The following is an 18,593-nucleotide window of genomic DNA, read 5'->3' as shown; positions in this document are numbered from 1 at the left end:
CGCCGAAAGCCGGCCACTGTAAACTTAAATATCCGGACACCCGCTGGCTGCAAACAAGTGTGATTCGTCTCCCGATAAAGAGAGCCGCTCCTGTCCGTATTGGACATGAGCGGCTCTTTGGCAGTTCAGATTATTGCGGCTTCATCATCAGTAGGCGATACAGGAAAACCGCCGTTTCGGCACGGTTCGTACCCTTCGCAGGCTCGATGCCTGCAGTGCCGCCTTTCACGATGCCTGCCTTCACCAGTTTGGCAACGGACTGTTTCGCATAGTCGGCGACCTTCCCCTTATCGGCAAAGCCGTCCAGCTCCGTTCCGGCCGCCTCCGGCAATGCTTTTCCGAGCGTCTTCAGCGTTCGGTCGATAAGCACCATCAGATCCTGCCGCGACACCGCGGCCTCGGGTTTAAAGCCTGCACCGTCTCCCGTCGCGATGCCGAGTGCCTTGGCCGTCGTAATCGCTTCATAATAGTACTTGCCCTTCGGGACATCGGCAAAGCTGCTTCCGCCTGCCTGCGCCTTTAGGCCAAATGCTCGCACGAGCATCAGCATGAGGTCCCCGCGTTTCACGGGCAGCGCCGGTTCGTATTTGCCGTTGCCGGTTCCGCCTACGATGCCTTTCGAAGACAAATAACGGATGGCTTCGGCAGCCCAGGACCATTTGGCTCCGAGGTCGCTGAACGTGGCCGCGGCTCCGATTTTCGCCGTCGCCTTCGCATCCGGGTGCAAGGTGGTCATTTTCAACTGCGAATCGACCGTCTTCAGCTCTTTGACGGAGGCATTGGCCTCGCCTGCTCCGATCGCCACGAACGTGAGCGTTGCCAAGGTTGCGCTTCCGCTGACGCCCGCAATCTTGCCGATCTTCGTATGCGCAAACCGAACCTGGCCGTCGGTCAAAATCGGGTCTGTCGACATCCCCGCGATCGCGCTTGAGACCTCTTTAAAACGAAGCTTGCTGGCATCATAGCTAAGCGTAACATCGAAGGCATAGACGTCGGTGAGCTGCTTCCCTTGCAGCGTGAACTTCACTTCCTGCCCGACTGCCGGCGTTGCCGGAGCCGCGGTCAGTACGAAGACGGGAGCCGTCGCTGCCCGAGCAGGCACAAGGCTTTGGGCACCGAGCAGCAGGCAGACGAGGAAACCGAGAATTAGTTTGCGCGGCATATGCGATGGCACTTCCTTTCCGGATCGTTAACCCAAAATGAAACGGCTCTCGCCGTCATGAATCAACGGCAGAGCTCGTTTCATTGCGGAAAAACGCTAAGCTTGGCAATAAAATGAAGACTAAACAACGTGCTAAATGAAGCTAATGAATGACGCTAATGCAGATGAAGATTTCATTGTAGAGGAAGGCTCGGAAGCCCTCCTCCGCTAGATTGAATCAACGGTTATTCCGCCAGCCAGTCATCGAGAATCATGCGGGCAACGGCAGCAAGCGATTGAATCGTAATTTCGCCGTTGTCGAAGATGTCGGCTGCGGCAATAGCATCCCAGCCTTCATCCGTCGATTTCTTGCCGAAGTATTTCACGATGAGCGACAGATCCTTGATCGTAATGCTTGTTTGTCCCGGTACGAGCGTAATCAGCTTCGTCGCGAAGGTTTGAACCGCGGCGTTCAAATCGGTTACCGCTTGGTCGACTTGACCTTGCGTCGCTGCAGCGTTGTTCTTCACTGCTGTTGCGCTATCGATTGCCGCTTGCAGGGAGGCCTTCGAGCCGACTGCATACTTGCCGAGCTTCGTGCCTTCGGAAGCAGCATTGTACTTGCTTTGCGCGCTCGTAATTGCCGCAGTCAATGCAGCCTTATCCGCGTTCACGACAACTACTTTGCCTTCGAATGAGGTCACTGCGTCCGCAAGGGCTGCAGCAGCAGCATTCACTTCCTGTTGCGTAGCCGAAGCATTGTCTCTGACGGCTGCCGCGGCGTTGATCGCCGATTGCAGCGCGGCTTTGGCGCCTGCTTGATACTGGCCGGCTTGCGTGCCTTCGACAGCAGCATCATGCTTGGATTGCGCGCTTGTGATCGCCGAGCTCAGAGCTGCCTTGTCGACGTTGCTGATCGCGATGCCGGCAGAAGCGGTTGTAGTATCGACCGCCACGGTGTCGCCGTCGTCGCCGATCGTAAAGTCCGACAGCGATATCGAAGTCGTTCCTACCGTCGAGTTCGCCTTGACGTTGCCATGCAGCACCAGCAAGTCGCCATCTGTGGATACGCCGTTGCTTGCTCCTTCACTGGCCAGCAAAATACGGATCTGACCCAACTCCGGCTTGATTGCCGCGCCAAGCACGACAACGTGTTCCTTCAGCGAAGCGATGACGCTATCGGCTAGAATAAGTCTGCCGTTATCATCCGTCTCCGTTGCGAATTCCAGCTTGTTCGGATCGTAATTCACCGTCAGATCGGCGATCGAGAAGCGATCCGTTACGCCAGCTACGCCGACATTCAGATCAACCGGCTGGCCGACAAAGGCCGTCGCTGGAGCGTCGATCGTCGCATGCAGGGAATCCGCAGGCTCCTGCGGCTGCAGCGAAGTGCTGGACGACAGGATCAAATCGCCGAACTTGAGCGGATCCTTGCCGCTTGAGATGCCGTCCATGTAGGAAATCCAGCCCTCGCGGCCCGCGCCGTCATTGTCGTTGACGATGACGGAAATACCGAGATCGGTCAGATCCGCCGTCGCCGGCTTGCGTGCGTCGGTCAGGATGCTGTTCCATGGGAAGGCGACCACGTAGTTCGTCAGATGGTTCGCTTCGTCACGGGTGAATTTGTACTTGATGTCGTTCAGGTTGCCGGTCGTGACCGGTCCCCATGTTTCGTTGCCCAGCGCGGATTCGCCAGTCGTCGCGTTCAGCGACGCGATGAACCGCGGATGGTTGTCGCTCGATGCCGTTCTGCCCGGACGTTCAGGGTCAAAGGACACCTGCAGGCTGTCAGCGCCCCACGAATCGTATACATTCGCCGCAGACATGCTGTGTACGTCGTCCGTTACTTGAACGGCGAGGTAGAGATAGTCGTCGTCCCACTTGACGTATTGATTGCCCGAGCGGTCGCCGGCTTGGTCACCGATTAAGTGAATGGCTTGGGAGCCGTTCCACGCATCCGCGTCGATCGTTCCGTCAAGGTTGCCGCCAACGAGAATCGGATGTTCCGGATTGACGCGCGTTGCCGTCAAATCGCTGATGTCTTTATTGAAGGAACGGTCGTACCCGTCCGCGTTCGTAATATGGAACGTGAAATGCGTACGGTTGTCGGCCGACAGCATCGCGGCCGGAATCGTGACGTATTGCGTCGCTCCGCCTGCGATGTCTCCGAAGCTGTAGCTGTCTGCCGCCGCAGCAGGCTCTTCGACTTCCACGGAGCCTCCGGCAATGGAGCCCGTAGCGTTCTTGTTGGTGAGCGCGACCTTCACGTCATATCCCGTCTTCGCCGCGTTAAGAACCGGATAGATCTCTACGCCGAGCGAATCGTCCGTGTTCTTCGTCTGCACGGTCAACGTCTTGTAGTTCGTGCCGTTCGCAACGGGCGTAATCTTCACGTTGAACGTGTATTGCGCGTAATTATCCGGAACGTGCAGCACCAGCGTGTCTTTCGACGAGCCTGCGCTGAACGTGCCGCCGGAGACGACCGACCAGCCTTGCGGCATCTCGACTTGGTACGTGCCGCTAAGCGCTTTCGCTCCATCGGTCACGCGGTTGATGTCCAGGCTCAGATCTTGGCCAGGCGTTACGCTGACCGGACTGAACGCTGCCGTGTCGAAAATCACGGCGGACGGGTTTTGCGGTTGTTCGTACACGCGCACCCAGTCGATGAACATGTCGGATTGATCGCCGTAGCGATCGAATCCATAGCCCGGAGGGAACGCGTCGCTTTGCGTCATGGCATTGTTGATCAGGAAGTAGCTTCCTTTGCGCCACGACAGCGGCAGCGTCTTCTGCTTGTAAACTTCTTTGTTATCGAAGTAGTACGTCGTGTAATCTTCCTGAACCAGCACGCCGTACGTGTGGAAGCCCATCGAAATGTTGCCGGCGTCGCTGCCGATCAGATCGACCGTATCAATGGCCTTTCCGCCGCCATCCAAATTATCGTAGCCCCATGGATGGGTTGCAATGGAATAACCCGAGACGTTAGGCGGATAAGCTTCGATGATGTCGAGCTCGTCAGTCGCCGCGTCGTGTACGCCGGTCAGCGTCCAGAATGCCGGCCATTGGCCCGGGTTGGCGCCGACGAAGAAGCGAGCTTCCAAATATTGATCCGTATAGCCCTTGGTGCGGAAGCCTACGCCGTCATCGCCGACGGAGCTGAGGAAGCCCGTCGTGTAATGGCGTTGGTAGCCGTCAACGCTTGCAGGAAGCGGATCCTCGTAATATTTGGTCTTGATCTTCAGGTAATCTTCGACTTGATCAAACGGATCGTACGGGGTTCCGCGGCTTGCGAACAAGGCATTGCCGTAATCGCCGTAATCCGGTTTATGCGAAGCATACGTCGTACGTTGGCCTTGGCCGTCAATGCCCGTCTTCGAAATCGTCGGCATTGATTTGTAATCGTCCTCGAACGTCACATCCATGTTCAGTCCGTCCAATTGCGACGGCATAGGCGCGTTCTCGAGACCCATATTCCATTCAACGCCGCCCGTATTGTAGAACTGGAAGTAATCCTCGATCGTCTTCGAGCCGTCCGTTTTCGTCGCCGTCACCTTCACGGCAACTGGGCCGTGCGGGAATTGATCGGCATCGAACGTGATCGAGCCTTTGCCGTCGCTGTCCAACGTGACATCGGCCAGCTTGACGATGTAACCGGAGGCATCCGTATGCTGGGTGTCAGGCTGATGCAGCGTATAGCCCGCGGCAGCCGTGTATCCGCCCTTCACGGTGAAGTTCAGCGTCGTATCGCCTTCGATGTCTGCTCGGTATGCCGGCGATTGCAGCGTGACCAAGTCAGGCAGCGGGATCTTCGGCGCTACGATCGAGACGGTTTGAGTTGCATATTTCACGCCATTGACGATCGGCGCGATTTTGATTTGGCCGTTCGGAAGCGCGTAAGCCGCAGGAACGCTGACGACGATCGTGTCGCTTGCGCTGCCGGCCGCGAAGCTGCCGCCCGATACGACGGACCAGTTCGTGTCCGGGAACGTTACTTCGTACGTGCCGGCCATTTCCTGAGCGTTCTCGTCGCGCGTGATCGTGATGCTGGCGTTCTCGCCCTGCACGACATTCAATGACGCAGGTGCCGCGAAGCCCGGAACGACAGCGTTCGGATCGTAGACATACTCGAATCCGCTGACGACGACGGTTTCCCGGCCGCTTTCAGCCTTCACCTTCAATTCGAGCTTGTGCTCGCCGCCGCGAAGGCCGGTTTTCTCGAACACTTTCACGTTATTGATTTCCGTTTCGCTTTGGGAGTCGATCGTCGTCTGGAATACACCGTCCAGATAGACGTCCAACAGACCGCCCTTGCTGTAGGTTTTCATGAAGACCGATACCGCGGTACCGTCGAACGTGAAGGCATTCACGTCGCCGTTGTTGCCGGCATTGTCGTACATGTAGCCCCAACCGTCATGCCACCAGCCGCCGGTTGTGTTGAAGTAAGTTTTGCCCTGGGTCGATGTGTCGAATTGCGCCCAGTTGCCGCCGTCTCCGCCCGAAGTGCTCTTGTACGGATAAGTCGTAGAATCGACGCGGATCGTTTGAATTTCATTCGACTTCACGTAATCGTACTCGAAGCCTTCCAGCACGATCGAACCGCTAGGTCTCGTTACGACCAGCTTGAGCTCGTGGTTCGCGACTGGCAGTCCGCTCTTGCTGAATACTCTCTTCTTGCCGCTGCTGCCGTTCGTGTCGACCGAGCCTTGCTTGACGCCGTCGATATACACGTCGAACGCGCTGCCGCCGTCGATATAGCGGGCATAAAGCGCTACGGCATCGCCTTCGAAATTGAACTTCACGTCTTGATTCGTGCCTGCCGTGATATACATCCATGCCCAGTTGTCGTTCCACCAGTTGCCGTTGAACGCGAAGTAATCGTTCGGCTGCGAGCTGTGGTTGAACGCGGTCCAAGCGCCGCTCGTTCCGCCGGTGCCATTGACATACGGATAAGTGCTGCCATCAACCGTACGCTTCACGCCGACTCCCGTAATTGCCGGGGCTTCCGGAGCGTCCGGCGCCTGCACGGTCACCTTCATCGGCGGATAGGTTCCGTCGCTGATCGTCGGCGTAATGACGACCTGACCGTTTTTGCTCGTGTAGTTCGAAGGAACCTTCAGTTGAATCGTATCCTCGTAATGGTTGGTCGAGAACGACTGGCTCGTTGCCGCCTGCCAATTACCGCCCACCTTCACTTGCCAACCGCTCGTCGGGAAGGTCAGGCTGTACGTGCCGAAGCGAGTCCCTGCCGCGCCGTTGCGGTTAATGTTCACCGAGATTTCTTCTCCCGGACCTGCCTTGAAGAACGTATTATCCGTCCAGAATTTCGGCAAGTTCGGATCTTCGAAATGGCGGAACTCGAAGCCTGCGATACGCAGGTAACGCGTAGCTGCGTTGTTCGCGCCCATGATCTTGAGCGTATGGTCGCCATCGGCGAGTCCGCTCTTCTCGAATACCCTAACCGTCTGGTCCGATGTTGCGTTCGTATCGATATGCTGCTGAAGCTGGCCGTCCAAATAAATGTCGCCTTCGCCGCACTCCGTGCACTTCGTCATATCGAGCGCAATGGACGTCCCGTTGAATTTGAACTCCAGCGCTGTCGAAGCGTCTTCGCGAACGTACATCCAGCTCCAGCCGTCGCGCCACCAGCCGCCGTTGATGAAGTTGAAATACGTGCCGAGGTTCGTGCTCGGATCGTACGTTGCCCATGACCCTTGATCGCCACCGCCCGTGTTGCGGTACGGATAGGTAGTGGAATCGACGCGAATCAATTCTCCCGTCGCGCCGGTTGCCGTAGCGCTGATCACGATCGGCTCATAAGATGTACCGCCGCTCGCTACAGGAGTTATGGTGATATTCGCCGTCTCGTCATAATCGTTCGGGACAAGGAACGTCAGCGTGTCGCTGCTCGCGCCTGCCGCGAACGGCGCATTATACGTGCCGCTCATATCGACGAATTGCTCGCCGCTCATGATCTTCCAGCCTGCCGGCGCATTGACGTGGTAATTGCCGGACAGCGCCTTCGCTGCGTCGTTGCGGCTGACGTTGACGCGCACGACGTCGCCGGATAGCGCTTTGACCGAAGAATCGCTTTCGAAACGAACCGTCCCTGGAGCATCTTGATAAACGCGTACCCAGTCCACGTAAGTGTCGGCCTCGTTGCCGTAACGCGTGAAGCCGCCTGGCACGCCGAAGTTCGCGAACGGATCCGCGGCATTGCCGTCGATGCCGTAGTGATCGGACACGGCAGCATTAATGATGAAATAATTGCCGTATTGCCAGCTGAACGGCAATGTTTTGTGGCGTGTCACTTCCACGTTGTCGCAGTAGTAGTACGTCCAGTCCTTCGTGATGTACACGGCCAGCGTATGGAAGCCCATCGCCAAATTGATATTGCCGAAAGGAGCCGTATCGAGGTTGGCGCTGTAGCCGCCGCCGAGCTTGCTGGCATCGTAGCCTGCAGCCGCCGGTTTATCGTAACCCCACGGATGCCATGCGATCTGATAGCCGGTAGGCGTACCTAGGTAACCTTCGATAATATCCAACTCGTCGCTCGGTTGATTCCCCAGATCCGGATTCTGAGCGTAACCGTTCGCCGTCAACGTCCAGAATGCCGGCCACATGCCCGGATTCGGACCGAAGAACATGCGAGCTTCGAAGTACTGATTGCGTCCGCCTTCCGTATGGAAGCCGCCGCCTGCTTGGTTCATGGAGGACAGGTAGCCTGTGCTGACCTTCTGCTTCCAGTAGTCGTTGCGGACATAGCCTGTCGGATGGTAAATCGTCGACAGCTTCATGTATTCGTTGTCGCTGATCGAGAACGGGTTGTTCGCGCCGTCGACATCTTCGAACGCCGCCCAACCGAACATGCCGCCTCGCGCCTCGTCGACCTTGGCCGACGCGTACGTCGCGCCGATGCCGGTCTTGTTGATCGTCGGCATCGTTTTGAAATCGTCTTCGAACACGGTAGGCATGCCCTCCGTGACCGGATTGACCGGGGCTTCGGCAAGCCCGGCCCGCCAATCGACGCCGACCTTGTTGTTTAGCTGCAGGTAGGCATTGTCGATTTCGGTGCTGCCCTGGAACACTTGGATACGCACGGAAATCGGGCCTTTCGGATATTGGGAAGCCGGAAATTGCACGCTTCCGTCCCCGTTCGACAGCGTGACTTCGCCGACGAGATCCTTCGTGCCGTTGCTGTTATTATTCAAATCGCTTGGCTGCTTCTGCGAGTAGACCTTAGCGGTTGTACCGAGCGTATTGTGGAACGAGATGGTAATGGTATTGTCGTTAATGTCCGAGCGATACGCCGGCGATGTTACCGTCGTGAATTTATCGGCGTCGCTGGCCGCAGCCTGGACCTTACTTGAGAAGCCGAAACTGACAAAGCTCGATATAATCATCGAAAACGTCATCAATAACGCCATGGAACGATTAATCCGTCGCCATTCGCGCTTCATTCCCATTTTGCTACCTCCCTGTTTCGATCTGTTGTCTTCACGTTACGAACTGACTCCTTCCAATGCCCGCCCCACTCTTACTTCCAAGGCGATTAAACCGAAAACCTCTCCCTTCGCGACCATATCTGACAACCTCAGTGTCTGTCCCTATACATTATAGAAAAAGAATGTAAACACTTACATATGGTAATGTTCTAGTTTCTATGGTAAAAAAACAAAGTCTTCAAGGCGGACTGTCGAGCGCTGACACATAACGCTGCAATCTTGTCACTGCCTGTCGAAAGCCGCTCGATCCATTACAGACAGAATTCTGGATAATGATTCCATAAAAGGTTCCAGAAAGACAAAAAAGGCCGCGCGGCATTTGGAAATGCCGGCCGGCCTGCTATTGTTGGGTTTGAATTCATTAAAACGGTGACGAAAGAATCGGCTTACGTCAGCTCGGCAGCCCCTTTAATCATCCATTCAATTGGCTCGATGACGTTGAACACTCTCGGATAGACCATTCGGGCAATGAGCACGACGCCCGGCCGATGCAGCGTGACTTCATAATCGTATAGCTCGTTGCGATACGTGTAGGGAAAGGAGCGATCGTCGTTAATCACCTGGAAGTCGATGATATCCACCCGCTCCTTCAAATACGCATCCGGCAGCGGAAAACCGTCCTCGTCCAGCTGCAAATTGCGCTGTAAGTACTCGTCCGCCTCGGCGCGGGCGAATGCCTCGTCAATATGAAGCCGCCCGTCGGCCAGCGCCGCGGCATCGATCTGCTGGGCGGCGGCATGGGCAGCCCGGTTCACCGCATGCTTGCCCTGGAACAAAGCAGCGACGGCCATTTCCTCATCCGTCTGAAGCGCATGCAGCAGCATCCATATGACCGCCATCAGCATCACGAGCACCAGCTTGTACATGAACAGCCTCCTTCCTGCTGTCGACTCGTCACCCGATTTCCGCTACGGCACATATTCGCTCATTTTCGTCCCCGCCGCTTTAAGTCTCGTATCGGCAGGCGGCGGCTCCACGCCGATTAGCCGATCAATATTGAACAGCCCTTCGACGGGATAGCTGGCGCTGACCGACAGCGGAGCGCCGCGGGGAAGCGGCTGCGAAGGATTCGTCGCATCGGCCCCGTTGTCCGAGACGACCTCGAACTCGATGAGCGCCGGATCAAGGCCATAGCCCGCCAGACGCTCCTTCGCGTCCTGAAGCATCGACGAATCGACGTAGCCGTAATCGCCGCTCGCGCCGACCTCCAGCAAATAGTCGACTTCCTGCTGAAGCACCGCCTGCCGCACGATGAGCACATGCTTATAAATTGGCGAGAACATGAACCAGCACATCATGGCTGCGAGCAGCACGAACACCAGCAAGCTCTTCACGGACTCATCCTCCGAATGCCGTCGCCCATATGATGGCCGGATCGTTCCAACTGTCGGTTCATGCCGTCCTCGCCGCCCGTTACTTCGCTATACACCATGACGGCGACGATGATCAACAGCAGCGTCATGAGCAGAGAGCGCATCGGCGTCGCCTCCTTCTTCGCATCTTACGCCTTACGGCGTAGTCGTCGTTGTTAGCAGCGCACCGATTTTCGTGTTCGCGGAATCCCCCTGCGATTGAATCTGCGCTTTCGTGCCGGTCGTATCCTTGGAGACGATGGCATTGAACAACAAAACCACAACGACCAGCATCATGACAGTAATCAAAATATTACGCATGTATACTCACCTCCTTCTTAGTTCAAGGATTGAAACAGCTGCTGGCCTTCCTTGACCCACGGGTAAATGAAGATTTGGAACGTGTACATAATCGGGATGCCCGCAAGGACGAACAGCACATACGATGTCGATTCCTTGCGGCTGTCCTTGGCCAGCTCCAGCTTCTCCTTATAATCCTGGATCCGCTCGCGCAGCAGCTCATAATATCGCTCGCTCTCGTGCAGGCGCAGCGAATCAATCGTCTCGACGAAGCTTAGTCCCTCTTCCGTGCCAAGCCGAAGCTTGAGACGCCGCAGCGCGCCTTCCGCATCGTGGTACCATTCGCCGAGCAGCGTCTGCAAATCTCCCCTCAGCGTGCGCGTATAAGGCAGGCAGCGCATCAGCTTCGTATGAATATGAAGCGAGGAGCCGGCCAGGTAGAGGAGCTGGTTGCTGACGATGTAAATCTCTTTGGTCATGCGCACCGCGCGCGTCCGGCGTATGGCCTCCAGCCAAGGCTGATCCCATAGCAGCAGAAGCACGATGGCAGCCAGCGCCAAGGGCGCCGACACTGCTGGGAGCACGGTGATCGAAATCTTCGTCATGCCGTAGGCGATTACAGCCCATAGCGGCGTCCCTGCCAGAAAAGCCCGGCGAAGCAGCACGTATAGTCCCGCATCCCCCGTATAACCGCAGCCGGCAAGCACGCGCTCCCTTTCCTTGAACGACTGCGAGACGCGGCTTATTCTCGCCATTCGGAGCCATCGGTCGTCGACCGTATGGGTTTTCCATTTCAACAGCGCCAAATGCGCGAACCGCGGCTTTTTGAACGAAGCGGCCTTCAACAAGGAGGCGACGAGCACGATGCCTAGCACGTATTGCACGACAAGGGCAGCCCACATGAGGACGACACTGATTTCATTGCTCATCGGACCTCTCGTGCTCCCTTCACATTTTTTTGCGCGACAGCCATAGCCCCATAACGAAGGATAGGAAAATCATGATGGCGGCGTTGAGGAGCATGTTCCGTCCCCCGGCATCCAGCACGTAATACCGATACGCGTTCTCGGGACTGTAATGAAAGTTAATGCCCATGAACAGCAGCAGAAACAGGATCGGAGAGAAGCTCGCCAGCCGAATCTCCAGCAGCTTGTTGCGCTCCTGCTGATTAGCCCGGCGCGCCTTGCGCATGTCCGTGATGAGATCCTTCAGATTGCCCGCGATCGGATGGCCCTCAGCCAAGCCCGCCCGCACAATATTGATAAAATAATCCGCCCATACATGGCCAAGCGACGCCGCGAATATCCGCAAACTGGCCTCATCGTCTCCCCGGACGGAAATATTCCGGTACAATTGCTCGAATACGGCTTGCATCGGACCCAGCATCCGTTTCTCCTCTACCGTTCTCTGAAGCGCGGTGCGGATTTGCCGGCCTCCGCTGACCAGGCTGCATTGATAAAAGAGTTCGATCGCGGGCAGGAAATCGATGCGCGTCTTCATTTGCCGATGAACCTGCATGGTACGAAGCAGCAGATAGGGCAGCAAGCCCAGCACGCCGCCCAAGAGCAGCAGCCCCTTCATACTCTTGAAGAACAGTACGCCGAACGCAGCGCCTACGAGCAGCAACAGCAGGCTGAGCAGGACGACCGAGCCTGGACGCAAGCCGGACTGCAGCGACTCCAGCAGCTCGGACAAATGCCGGTATCCTTTGTCGAAGCGCTGCAAGTACCTGGCCAACCGCTCGCCGAAGCGCTGCTCCTTCCGGTAGTTCAAGCGTCCGACAATCTGCTGCCGTTGGAACCAAGCATCCAATAAGCCCCGGACCGCAACAAACAAGGTGCAAAACAAGGCAATACCAACAAGAATCATCCCCAGCTTCATCATGTCGCAGCCCCATTCCCTTCATCGCGAATCTGGAGAATGACACGTGCAGCTTTCGCTGTCGCTCCTGATCCTACACGCTTACCAGGCTCAGGCCACGCTGCCTTCCATTCCGACCCCGCCGCTAGCCTCAACTTGGCCAGCGCGCCTGCTGAAGGAGGCTGCGGATACCGCCATTCCCCGGTTTCTTCATCGAATGCCGCCCACTCCCTCACGGCCGTCTCCCCGTTCTCCCAACCCAGCTCCGCGAGGCGAACCAAACGTCGGCGGCCTTCAACCAGCCGCATCTCGACGCCGAGCTGGGTCACGTATTCGGCGATTCGTTTCGTCAAACGTTCGGGGTTCATGACTCTCCCGTCCTGCAGGCACATATCGGCAATCGCTTCCGGAACGTCTTCGAGCGTGCTAGCATGCAGCGTTGTCATGCTTCCCGCATGTCCGCGGGTGCAGGCGCGAACGTAGATGTTCGCATCCTCGTCCCGAATTTCGGCGTGAATAATCCGCTGCGGCGACTGCCTGAGCGCGAGCTTGAACGCCTGCGCCGAACGATGAAGCGGATCCTCTTCGTCCACCTCGTATTCGATGACGTTCTTCGCCGGAAAATCCCGCTGCAGCATCAGCTCATGACGGCCTTCGATCGTCACGAGCCGTTCCTCGTCAGGCAGCTCGCCGATCAGCGCCTTGATCAGATTCGTCTTGCCCGAGTTGGTCGGACCGATAACGACGATATTGAATCTGGCTTGCAGCGCGGCGAGCAGCATGAGCCGAAGCCTGTCGCTGATCGTACCGTAGTCCGGCTCGCACAGCTGCGCCAGCTGAAACCTGCGGACTGTATAGAATCGCAGCGTCAACGTCGGCTTCGCCGTAAACCCGAAGCCCGTCATCGTGACCCGCGTACCGTCCCGAAGCATAACCTCCGCCCAGCGCTTGCGCGGATTGATGCGATCGTTATTGTACAGCACGAGATTTTGCTGGATCCGCTCCACCTCGCGCAGCGATGCGAAGGCATATACGGATGGCCGCGCCGCTCCATCCCGAACCTCGAAGATCGAAGTCCCTACGACTTGGATCTCCTCCAGTCCTTCCCGTTCCCGCAGGACAAGCTCCAGCACGTTCATGCCGATGACCTCCGCGAACAATGCCTCCGCCAGCGTCGCGTACGGGTGTCGGCCGCCCGGCAGTTCATGAATCCGTTGGCGCAGCAGCCGGTCCGCGATGACGGCCAGAATCCGCTCGCGGTCATCGGCATACCCCAGTACCGCACGATTCAGGCACTCGTTGTATTCCCGCCGCTCCTCTTCCGTCTCGCCCCGAGGCTGTGCCAAATACGAGCGCATATCCTCGGCCAGCCGGCGAAAATCCTGCATCGGATCGGAGTTCGCAAGAGCAGCGGCCGCCTCCTCCCTCCCGTCCGCCTCCTGCAGCTTGGATGAATAAGCTGCCGGCGAGAAACGCTCCCGCCCCTTCGTCATGAACTCACCCCGCCGCGATGAACGAGCAGTTTCTTGTACCACGGCTGCATCGACAGCTTCCGCTGCCTTCGGAGTCCATGCGCCGCGGCGATGGTCTTCGCGGGCTCCTGCATCGATCTCCTGCCCCGCTCATTCTCGGTCAGCCATTCCTCCAGCATGCCGCTATCGAGCGAAGCGAGCATCTGCTCGCTCAATGCGTGCTCGCCCAACAGCGGCACGCCAAGCTCCTTGCAAATGTCCTTCACATGAAATCCTCCCTTGCCCCATGGCGAATGAATGACCAGACCTTGAAATGACTCCGCCGGAATGCCGTAGAGCGGAGCCAATTGCTTCGCCCACCGCTGACCGTCTTCCTGAAAATGAGACAATGCGCCCGTCGTGACGAGAATCCGCGTCGCCGCCCGGCGCAGCGCGCACAAGGTCGCCGCATTGTCCCAATAGGCACCGACATCGGCGATGACGACGTCAAAGGTTTGCGCTGCGACGTCAAGCAGATGCTCCATCTCTTCCATCGCATAATATTCCGCCTGATCGCGCAGCAAATTGCCGAACAGTACGCGCACGCCGGACAGTCTGCTGCAGCGGTGCATGGCACGAAGCAGCTTCTCGGGATGGAGCGTACAGGTGGCAAGCTCCGGCCTAAGCGCATCCAGTGTCCCGGCAGGATCGTCGATGCCCAGATACCGATGCATCTTCGCGCTCTTCAGGTTGAGGCAGAGAAAGCCGACGCTTCCGCCGCTTTCTTCCGCGATCCGGCCTGCCGCGGCGAATGCGGCCGACGAGGTGCCGATGTTCGGCGTCGTTCCCACGAACGCGATCAGCGGCGCCGCTTTCCCGGCTCCCGCGTCCATCCGGATCATGGCGCCTCCTCCGCCTGCTCGCTTACGTCAAGCGATTCCGGGGAATAGGCGATCACGATTTTGCTTTTGCCGTTCTTGCATAACGAATCCAACTGCAGCCACTGCGCTTCCGTCAAGTTCAGGTTGATATAGTCAATCATTCCGATCGCATCGCGCCTGGACGCATACATGGCCTCCTTGTCGCCGCTCGCCATCGATTGCAGGCTGGAGTTGTTGGCATCGTCGATCTCCATGTTGCCTGCCGTCTTGACGGAAGCGACCGTGACCGCCTCCGTGAACAAGCGCTCCGAGACGGTCGCATCACCCGATGCATAAACAATCACCTTATCGCCGGCCCTAATACCGTTCGACACGGACAGCACGTAATCGCGCGGAATGCCGAAGGTCGACTGGCTCTTATTCGGCAGCAGCCTGAACTTGTCTACCTTCCACTGCAGCAGAGGCTCGTCCGCGCCAAGCGGAACGACGACCTCCAAACCTCCGAGCCCCTCCTTGCCAAGCAGCATATCGTCGGAATAAGAGGCTTTGGCAATCTGCTTCAGTCCAAGCAGGTCCGGCGTCAGCCGTTCTCCCGCAGCGACGAACCGGACCGGGACGACGACCTCCACCGTCTCTTGAAATTTCACCTGTCGAAGCTGCAATTCATAGACACCGTAAACAAGCATCCCCGACAGCAGCGCAGCCGTTACGGAAATCAGCGCATTTCGTTTTCGATTCATGACCCCATCCTTCCGCAGCGCTCATTAACCGGGTATAAAAAAAGAACGCAAGCTGGGCATGTGCCCAAGCTTGCGTTCTTCGCATAGCGATTGCTAATGATCTGCTCGTATAATGTTGACCTCATAATAGCAAACATTAATGGGGCTGTCTACACAAAATTACAATAACCTCCAATTATCGCCTTGCTTCTTCATAGATATGCGCGTTGCCGATCCTTCTCAGCTGCTTCGTATATTCCACAAGGCCGATCCTGCAGCCCGGTCCGATGGTCACGTTGGCTCCGCGCACGATATCCGCCGTCGTGTTCTCCAAGTAAATATAATCGCCCTCGATCAGCTCCGCCGTCAGGGACATCGCTCCTTGACCGGAAAACAGCTGCTTCAGCCCCCCCCATTTGCTCTGGCGGACGACGATGCGCCCGCCGGCGATTTCCTTCGCCTTGCATGGTCCCCAGGTGCGGATATCGACTTCGCCCGCATTCAGCAGCCCGTGAATATGGAATCCTCCTCTGGCATCGAAGCGGAGCGCCTCGCATTCGCCGCCTTGAACGTCGAGCTGGCCTCTGAGCTTGACCGCGCGGCCCCGAATACTGCCCGAGATATGGAGCTGTCCCAGAATGCTGATTTGGCTGCCGACTAAATCTCCGTGGATGGCCGCTTCGCCGACTTGACGGTAATTTCCCGTCTTCAACGTGCCCGATACATCGAAGTTGCCCGTGCTGCGGAAAGAGTCGCTCTCGAGCGGTCCAAAGATTTTCGCTTCCCCCATGACGCGAACGTTGTGGAAGCTGCCGCCGTTCGTGGAACCGTTGCCGGTAATGCTGATATTCCGCTTCATCGTCGCCTGCATGCGCGTACCTCCCTCCGTTATCCTAGGATTTGTTGCTGCGAGCGCACCTGCGCTTCCGGATGAATGATCAGTTCCGATACGTATTCCACCCTGTCGATGTTGCAGCCGTGGCCGATAATGACCGTTCGTCCGCGTACGACTTGGGCAACCGTCTCCTCGAGCTCCACGATATCGGCTTCGATCGTACGGGCTTGCGCCTGCGCCTGCCAATTATGCGGAAGCAGCGACTCGATCAGTCGTCTCAGTCCGCCTTTGCCGGAATGCTTGACGATAATGCGGTCCGCCTTGATGCCTTCCGCCTGCAGCGGGCCTTCCAGCTGCATCTCGATTTGTTCGCCCGTCAGCCATCCGTCGACGATCAACGCGCCTCTTGCCTTGCTCTGTTTCAAATCGCAATGGCCTTTGACTCTCACATACCCGTTCATGCGAAATTGATCCGCTTGCAAAGGACCGTTAACGGTAATCTGTCCCTCCAGCTCCGCGTTTCTCGCCTGAAGCGCGCCGTGGCTCGTCAGCTTGCCATTCACCTTCATCCGTTGTTCCGCCCGCAGGCCGCCCACCGTCGTCATGCCGCTTGCTTCAAAATCGAAGCAATCGATAGGCCCGTCGATTCTGCAGACGCCTTCCATTTTGACATTGTAATACTCTCCTCCGGCAGCGTTGCCGATACCCGCAATTTCCAGATCTGGCCGACTCGTGACTCGCATATCTCATTCCTCCACGTTTTTTCTGATGTCTTCATTATGCGCCTTATAAGCAAGCGCAGACAGCGGCGTGAGATGGAACTTCGGCTCCGTCCCAAGACGGATGGAAGCGCGCTGCCGGCCGGCATGCGACAAACCCAGTACCGATCCGGTACTGGGTTGCATGTTTCACATTTGTCTTCTCCTCGCTCTATGCAGGCCGGTTAACGCCCAACCGCCGCATACTTTTCCCGATACTCCATGGCGGAGATCCCTTCCAGCTCTCGGAAAACGCGATTGAATTGTTTCGTATTCTCGAAGCCGACCTGCTCGCTGATCTCATAGATTCGGGCTTCGCTTTCCACCAACAGCGCCTTCGCCTTCTGAATGCGCACCCGCTTCAAATAGACGACGAAGCTTTCGCCCGTGAACTCCTTGAACGTCTGGCTGAAATACGAATAATTGAGCGATACATGGTTCGATACGATCGCCATATTAAGATCGCGATGATAGTTCTCGTGAATGTAGCAGACCGCTCTCTTCATCTCTTTATGCTCGGCATGCACCGACCGCAGGCTCCTCACATAGTCGCTCAATCGGAGCAGCAGATCCTCCGCGGCATGATAATAATCGTGAATCGACTCGAAGCAGTACAAGCAGCCGACCTTCTTATAAATCCGCAAAATTTCCACCGACTCCTCGCCGTACTGATGGAACACGCCGTCGAAGACGAGCTCGTTCAACTGCTTGCTGATCGCTTCCATATACGCGGTATCGAAAGATGCCAGCCTCTTCGAATCCAGCAGTTCGGACAAGATCTGCTTCATCTCCTTGTCCCGATCCGTACCTAGCATATTCGCCAGCTTGCGAATATCCTCCAAGGGAATAGGCTGCTCGGCCAGCCGTTCCTTCTTGCCGTCGAACACGAGCAGTGCCGGCTCGAGGCTTGCTTGAAGAAATCCGTATTTTAATGCTTCGCGGGCTTGCGCATACGCTTGCTTGACTTGACGGACCGATGCCGCCCGTTCGCTGAGACCGATGCGTCCCGACACATGATTCTCTTTCATGAAGACCAGCAGCCGTCGGAGCGGCTCCGCGCGATCGCATAGGATAACGAGCCGGTCGTCCTGATCCTTTAACCAAAACCGATTCCCGCACGGATCCGCCGCCAATTGGGCGATCAGCATTTCTGCTTTCACGCTCGTCAATCCGCCATGCGCCTGCAGCAGCCCCACATAGAACTCCCCCGCCGATACGGGGGAACCACTACCAGCCGTCGCACCAGGTTCATTTCCCCGGGAAGGCGCAAACAGCGTTCCCCAACCCGCCTTCTCGCAGCGCTCCGCGATTTCCTCTTCCTCTATGGCCGGATGGAGAAAAATATAATTCAGCTGGCTTGCAAGCAGCTCCTCGCGATAGTGCTGCACCGCACCCAATCGCTCGGACAGCTCCGTCTTGCGCTCCAGAGCCGACTCTGTCCGCTGCAGGGCATCGAACAGCTCGTCGCGCACGATGGGCTTGAGCAGATACTCCTTGACCTCGTGCTGCATCGCTGCTTTCGCATATTGAAAGTCGTCATATCCGCTTAGGATCATCACGATCGGCCTCGACTCGCAGGTTCCGATTTCGCCGATCATCGTCAGCCCATCCATGCCGGGCATCCGAATGTCGGTAATGACAATATCGACGGTCCGCTCCCGAATGACGCCAAGCGCTTCCTCGCCGTCGGAAGCAAACAGCAGCTCGTATCGTTCCGGACAACCCCGCTCGATAATCGCCTTCAGACCGAGCCTAATATTCTTCTCATCGTCGACAATGAGCAAAGTACGCATG

At 57.2% G+C, this 18,593-nt stretch carries 15 protein-coding genes; all 15 read right to left on the bottom strand.

Annotation, left to right across the window (positions count from 1 at the left end; all coding sequences use genetic code 11):
• Positions 1-130: 130 nt before the first annotated feature.
• The 15 genes from AC0YNU_RS24825 to AC0YNU_RS24755 all read right to left on the bottom strand — a co-directional run bounded on the left by AC0YNU_RS24825 (position 131) and on the right by AC0YNU_RS24755 (position 18,592).
• A complete protein-coding gene (locus tag AC0YNU_RS24825) occupies positions 131-1,162 on the bottom strand; it encodes an S-layer homology domain-containing protein (protein WP_475761371.1) in 1,032 nt (343 codons plus the stop codon).
• A 224-nt stretch (positions 1,163-1,386) separates the two neighbouring features.
• Complete coding sequence (locus AC0YNU_RS24820) at positions 1,387-8,604, bottom strand: sugar-binding protein (RefSeq protein ID WP_475761370.1); 7,218 nt, start codon at positions 8,602-8,604, stop codon at positions 1,387-1,389.
• A 425-nt stretch (positions 8,605-9,029) separates the two neighbouring features.
• Positions 9,030-9,509 carry a hypothetical protein gene (locus tag AC0YNU_RS24815; protein WP_475761369.1) on the bottom strand — a complete coding sequence of 160 codons (480 nt, stop codon included), beginning with the start codon at positions 9,507-9,509 and terminating at the stop codon, positions 9,030-9,032.
• A gap of 42 nt (positions 9,510-9,551) precedes the next feature.
• Complete coding sequence (locus AC0YNU_RS24810) at positions 9,552-9,977, bottom strand: hypothetical protein (RefSeq protein ID WP_475761368.1); 426 nt, start codon at positions 9,975-9,977, stop codon at positions 9,552-9,554.
• On the bottom strand, positions 9,974-10,120 hold the full coding sequence (locus tag AC0YNU_RS24805; RefSeq protein WP_475761367.1) for a hypothetical protein: 147 nt from the start codon (positions 10,118-10,120) through the stop codon (positions 9,974-9,976). The genes AC0YNU_RS24810 and AC0YNU_RS24805 overlap by 4 nt, the downstream gene beginning before the upstream one ends.
• Positions 10,121-10,151: 31 nt before the next feature.
• On the bottom strand, positions 10,152-10,316 hold the full coding sequence (locus AC0YNU_RS24800; RefSeq protein ID WP_475761366.1) for a hypothetical protein: 165 nt from the start codon (positions 10,314-10,316) through the stop codon (positions 10,152-10,154).
• Between the two features lie 17 nt (positions 10,317-10,333).
• Positions 10,334-11,224 (bottom strand): hypothetical protein, encoded by an 891-nt coding sequence (locus AC0YNU_RS24795; protein WP_475761365.1) that lies wholly within the window; start codon positions 11,222-11,224, stop codon positions 10,334-10,336.
• A gap of 19 nt (positions 11,225-11,243) precedes the next feature.
• Positions 11,244-12,179: a type II secretion system F family protein gene (locus AC0YNU_RS24790; RefSeq protein WP_475761364.1), complete on the bottom strand. Its 936-nt coding sequence runs from the start codon at positions 12,177-12,179 to the stop codon at positions 11,244-11,246.
• The gene (locus AC0YNU_RS24785; protein WP_475761363.1) at positions 12,176-13,648 is read right to left on the bottom strand and encodes an ATPase, T2SS/T4P/T4SS family; all 1,473 of its coding nucleotides are present in this window, start codon (positions 13,646-13,648) and stop codon (positions 12,176-12,178) included. The genes AC0YNU_RS24790 and AC0YNU_RS24785 overlap by 4 nt, the downstream gene beginning before the upstream one ends.
• Positions 13,645-14,508, bottom strand: coding sequence for a CpaE/TadZ family protein (locus AC0YNU_RS24780; protein WP_475761362.1), 864 nt, complete (start codon positions 14,506-14,508; stop codon positions 13,645-13,647). The genes AC0YNU_RS24785 and AC0YNU_RS24780 overlap by 4 nt, the downstream gene beginning before the upstream one ends.
• The gene (locus AC0YNU_RS24775; RefSeq protein ID WP_475761361.1) at positions 14,505-15,227 is read right to left on the bottom strand and encodes a CpaB family protein; all 723 of its coding nucleotides are present in this window, start codon (positions 15,225-15,227) and stop codon (positions 14,505-14,507) included. The genes AC0YNU_RS24780 and AC0YNU_RS24775 overlap by 4 nt, the downstream gene beginning before the upstream one ends.
• 175 nt (positions 15,228-15,402) lie before the next feature.
• Complete coding sequence (locus tag AC0YNU_RS24770; RefSeq protein WP_475761360.1) at positions 15,403-16,077, bottom strand: polymer-forming cytoskeletal protein; 675 nt, start codon at positions 16,075-16,077, stop codon at positions 15,403-15,405.
• Between the two features lie 17 nt (positions 16,078-16,094).
• Positions 16,095-16,784, bottom strand: coding sequence for a hypothetical protein (locus tag AC0YNU_RS24765; RefSeq protein ID WP_475761359.1), 690 nt, complete (start codon positions 16,782-16,784; stop codon positions 16,095-16,097).
• A 3-nt stretch (positions 16,785-16,787) separates the two neighbouring features.
• Positions 16,788-16,946, bottom strand: coding sequence for a hypothetical protein (locus tag AC0YNU_RS24760; RefSeq protein WP_475761358.1), 159 nt, complete (start codon positions 16,944-16,946; stop codon positions 16,788-16,790).
• Positions 16,947-16,984: 38 nt separating this feature from the next.
• Complete coding sequence (locus AC0YNU_RS24755) at positions 16,985-18,592, bottom strand: response regulator (protein WP_475761357.1); 1,608 nt, start codon at positions 18,590-18,592, stop codon at positions 16,985-16,987.
• Position 18,593: the final 1 nt, after the last annotated feature.

This window comes from Paenibacillus sp. J31P316 (genome assembly GCF_056269105.1).
This window is presented reverse-complemented; position numbering and strand designations above follow the sequence as displayed.